This is a genomic window from uncultured Thiodictyon sp. (genome assembly GCF_903828115.1).
Classification (GTDB): Bacteria; Pseudomonadota; Gammaproteobacteria; order Chromatiales; family Chromatiaceae; genus Thiodictyon.
In genome coordinates this window covers 1-4,261 of record NZ_CAIKKU010000232.1, presented here as the reverse complement: position 1 = coordinate 4,261, position 4,261 = coordinate 1, and the positions used below count along the sequence as shown (strand labels likewise).

Here is a 4,261-nt window from a genome sequence, read left to right as displayed (position 1 = left end):
TGACACTTGCGCATCATGATGCAGCCCGAGACGATCAGCGGCGCGGTGGCGAAGCCGAATTCGTCGGCCCCCAGCAGGGCGCCGATGACGACATCGCGCCCGGTGCGCAGACCGCCATCGACCTGCACCGCGATGCGCCCGCGCAGGTTGTTGAGCACGAGGGTCTGATGGGTCTCGGCCAGGCCGATCTCCCAGGGGGAGCCGGCGTGCTTGATGGAGGTGAGCGGGCTCGCGCCGGTGCCGCCGTCATAGCCGGCGATGGTCACATGGTCGGCATGGGCCTTGGAGACGCCCGCGGCGACGGTGCCGACGCCGATTTCCGAGACCAGCTTGACCGAGATCCGCACCCGGATCGGGCCTATAATCAGCCGCACCGCACCGTGCGCCCGGAGGTTCCCCATGACCCGACACCTGAAAGCGATCTACGAGGATGGCGTCTTCCGCCCGCTGGAGCCGGTTGAGATCGCCGAGCACCAGGAGGTTTCCCTGTTGGTGGAAACGACCGACGAGGCGCAGCCCGAGGCGGACACGGACATGCCCATCTGGGAGTACGCCGCGCAACTGATGCGTGACATCCCGGAGGACCAACTCCAGGCCCTCCCGACCGATGGCGCGTCCCAGCACGACCACTATCTCTACGGCGCCCCGAAGCACCCCTGATGCGCCGTCTCTTCGCCGACACCTTCTATTGGATCGCGGTGCTCAACCCGCGCGATCAGGCGCACGCCCGCGCAATCGCCCTCAGCAAGATGCTCCAGCCGGCGCAGATCATCACCACCGATGAGGTACTGATCGAGTTCCTCAACTACTTTGCCGAACGCGGGGACTTCCAGCGCCGTGCCGCCGCGCGCATGGTCGAGCGGATGCACGCCGACCGCACCCTGCACGTCCTCCCCCAGACCCGGGACGGCTTCCTCACCGGCCTGCGACTCTACCGCGCCCGCCCGGACAAGGGCTACAGCCTCACCGACTGCATCTCGATGGAGATGATGCGCCGGGAGGGACTCACCGAGGTACTGACCGACGACGCCCACTTTGCGCAAGAGGGTTTTGTCTGTTTGCTGAGTGACTAACGCCCGGCCCCGCTTTTGTATTAAGTTCTCGCCCTCTGGGATACATTGAGCATAGGACCGATAGCTGCGTAACCTATGAACCTGCAAGATGCATATTACGACCAGAAGTTTGAGAACACGTTTCTCCGGGCGAAGGGAAACGAGTTCCAGACGTTCTTTGAGCGTCTGATGAGCCTGGCATACAAAGCGGACTTCATGGCCTGCCGACCTTGGGGAAGGAGCGGCGACCGCAAGAACGATGGCTTTCTCAAGTCGGAACGGCGTCTCTTTCAGGTTTATGCGCCAAATGAGATGGATGCGGCGAAAGCCATCGCGAAGATCAAGGAGGATTTCGAGGGCGCAAAGATTCACTGGGGCAAACACTTTGACACATGGTCCTTCGTCCACAATGCTACGGACGGACTTCCCCCACACGTTCAGGCGCTTCTCCTCGACTTCCAGTGCGACAATGAAGGCATCAGCTTGGACTCGTGGGGGCTGGAGGAGTTGCGCCTCGTGTTCCGCCGCCTATCTTCCGATGATCTCGCTACATGGCTTGGCCCGGCAATTACCGACGAGACCAAGACGAACCTAGGCTTCAAGGATCTACAGATCGTACTCGAATCGCTGGCGGGTAAGGCTGCCCCCTCCGCCGTCACCGTAAAAGATGTTCCGGCGGGGAAGATAGAGGCGAACGCACTCTCCGAAAGCACGAGCATTCTCGTCAAGAATGGCATGGCAAAGGCCCCACTGGTCTCCGATTTCTTCGACGCTTGGCATGACGAAACGTTGGGAGAGCGCTTGGCGGTGTCCTTCCGCGCAGAATACGCTCGCCTGCGCTCTACCCTGCACCAGAACCGTATTTTCTCTGAACTCCAAGCGTGGGCCGGTGGCGTTCAGCGCGGTACTCCGGAGCATGAAATGGCAGTGTTGACCGTTCTTGCTTACTATTTTGAACGATGCGATATCTTTGAGGAACCCAAGGACTTTCGGCGATGATCCTACCTACAAAGCACCTGTCCCAAGATCGGGCCCTGCTCACTGTCGGGGCTCGGCTGCTCACACAACTGACGCAACCCAAGACGGTATCTGCCCTCTGGGAAGAAATCTCGCGTCCGGATAACGCCGCGCAGGACCGCAAGAAACCCGCACTACGTTACGATGCATACGTCCTTACCCTCGACCTGCTCTTTCTCATGGGGCTGATCGAGCTTCAGGATGGTCTGCTGAGTCGCAAGAAGCCATGATCCGTCGAGTTTTCAGCAGCCTTCCGGGCTTCAAGGAACTTGAATTTCATGGCGGCCTCAATGTCCTCGTTGCCCAAAAAGAGGCTGGCGCCACGGACAAGCAGACCCGTAACCGCGCAGGCAAGACCAGTCTGATCGAAATCATCCACTTCCTCACCGGCGCGGATGCTGGAACGGATTCCCTTTTCCGCTCCGCAGCCCTTGCCAATGAGTCCTTCGGTATCGTCATGGATGTCGGTGGAGAACCCGTGACCGCCGAGCGTTCCGGTAAGGACAGATCAAAATTGAGAGTGGACGGGGCCGGTTTTCTCAGCGGTAAGGCCAGGCTTTCCAACGCCGAATGGACTGCACTGCTCGGCGAAAAGATGTTTGGCCTGCATGAGATTCCAGATCGCGAGGGGCGCATACCAACCTTTCGGAGTTTGTTCTCGTATTTCGTCCGTCGCCAGCACAGCGGGGCATTCACTACTCCGGAAAAACAGGCCACCATGCAACAGGCCTGCGACTACCAATTGGCGCTGCTCTACCTGCTTGGTCTTGATTGGACGATCGCCAGGGAATGGCAGAAGGTCCGCGAGCGAGAGAAGACGCTAGCCGAAGTCAGGAAGGCAGCGGGCGTCGGTGCCTTTGGCAGCATCGTCGGCAAAGCATCCGATCTCCGTACCCAGGTTACGGTAGCCGAGGCCCGTCTCAAGGAAATGCAGAGGCACCTAGCCGGTTTTCGTGTGCTCCCGCAATACGCAGAGATCGAGTCCGAGGCAGATCAACTCACCTCGCAGTTCAACGATCTTGCGAATGCTAGCGTTATCGATGCCGGGACGGTTCGCGACTTGGAAACCGCGATGCGCTCAGAGGCCCCGCCCCCGATCGATGAACTGGAGGGCATTTACGCGGAGGCTGGTGTCTCATTGCCGGGGCTCGCTATCAAGCGCTACGACGATGTGCGCTCCTTCCACGAATCGGTCATCCGCAACCGCCGCGACTATCTTGCCGACGAACTCGAATTCGCCAAGCTGCGAATTGTCAGCAGGGACAAGGAAAAGCAACGTATCGACGAACGACGTGCGGAACTGATGAACCTCCTCAAAAGTCATGGCGCGCTTGACCAGTTTTCCAAGCTTCAAGCGGAAACGGCCCGCAAAGAAGCCGAAGTGGAATCACTGCGTCAGCGCTTCGCCGCCGCCGAGCAACTTGAAGGCACGAAGAACGAACTCGACATCGAGCGCAGCCGGCTTACGCTGCGCCTGCGTCGCGACTTCGCAGAACAGAAGCACCGCCTATCCGAGGCTATCCTCGCCTTTGAGGAAACCTCCAAGCGCCTTTACGAATCAGCGGGCAGCATGAATGTCGAAGAAACCTCCAACGGTCCCCAATTCGAGTTTCCGATGCAAGGCTCGCGCAGCAAGGGCATCAAGAACATGCAGATCTTTTGCTTCGACATGATGCTGATGCGCTTGTGCGCCGAGCGCGGCACCGGACCGGGCTTTCTGGTACACGACAGCCACCTCTTCGACGGCGTAGATGGCCGGCAAATCGTCAGCGCACTCAAGGTTGGAGCGGAGACAGCGGAAGAACTGGGCTTCCAATACATCGTGACGATGAATGAGGACGACGCGTTCAAGGAAACCACTGAAGGGTTCAACGTCAATGACCACGCGCTCTCGGTCGTGCTTACTGACGCAAAGGAGGATGGCGGGCTGTTCGGATTCCGATTTCAGTAAAGCTCGGCTTGATCTGTTCCCTATTCCCGTCTGACCACGCATCTTGCGACGCGGCGTATTTGCCCTTGGCATGCTTCTTGTGTTGTCACAATGCTGGATTGCAAGACCTGATGATCATCTAGCCGACCCCGCCCGTTGGCCTACAGTTTAGGTAGGGATCAACCCGAACTGAAGACCGGACAGGAGGAGTCGACCATGAAACTTTACGGCGGAATCGACCTGCACTCAAACAACAACGTCG

Annotated in this window: 5 protein-coding genes and 1 pseudogene; 5 read left to right on the top strand and 1 reads right to left on the bottom strand. The window is 59.2% G+C overall.

Going from position 1 to position 4,261, the window contains the following annotated elements:
- Nucleotides 1–344, bottom strand: a pseudogene (locus tag QZY48_RS08520) (glutamate synthase-related protein); the annotation flags it as partial.
- A 55-nt stretch (nt 345–399) separates the two neighbouring features.
- Here QZY48_RS08520 and QZY48_RS08515 point away from each other — a divergent pair.
- The 5 genes from QZY48_RS08515 to QZY48_RS08495 all read left to right on the top strand — a co-directional run bounded on the left by QZY48_RS08515 (nt 400) and on the right by QZY48_RS08495 (nt 4,020).
- Nucleotides 400–660 (top strand): antitoxin family protein, encoded by a 261-nt coding sequence (locus QZY48_RS08515; RefSeq protein ID WP_295430119.1) that lies wholly within the window; start codon nt 400–402, stop codon nt 658–660.
- Entirely contained in the window at nt 660–1,073 is a 414-nt protein-coding gene (locus QZY48_RS08510) for a PIN domain-containing protein (protein WP_295430117.1), read from the top strand. Before QZY48_RS08515 ends, QZY48_RS08510 begins: the two co-directional genes overlap by 1 nt.
- 75 nt (nt 1,074–1,148) lie before the next feature.
- Nucleotides 1,149–2,051, top strand: coding sequence for an ABC-three component system protein (locus QZY48_RS08505; RefSeq protein ID WP_295430115.1), 903 nt, complete (start codon nt 1,149–1,151; stop codon nt 2,049–2,051).
- On the top strand, nt 2,048–2,299 hold the full coding sequence (locus QZY48_RS08500; protein WP_295430113.1) for an ABC-three component system middle component 6: 252 nt from the start codon (nt 2,048–2,050) through the stop codon (nt 2,297–2,299). The genes QZY48_RS08505 and QZY48_RS08500 overlap by 4 nt, the downstream gene beginning before the upstream one ends.
- On the top strand, nt 2,296–4,020 hold the full coding sequence (locus QZY48_RS08495; RefSeq protein WP_295430111.1) for an ABC-three component system protein: 1,725 nt from the start codon (nt 2,296–2,298) through the stop codon (nt 4,018–4,020). The genes QZY48_RS08500 and QZY48_RS08495 overlap by 4 nt, the downstream gene beginning before the upstream one ends.
- Nucleotides 4,021–4,261: the final 241 nt, after the last annotated feature.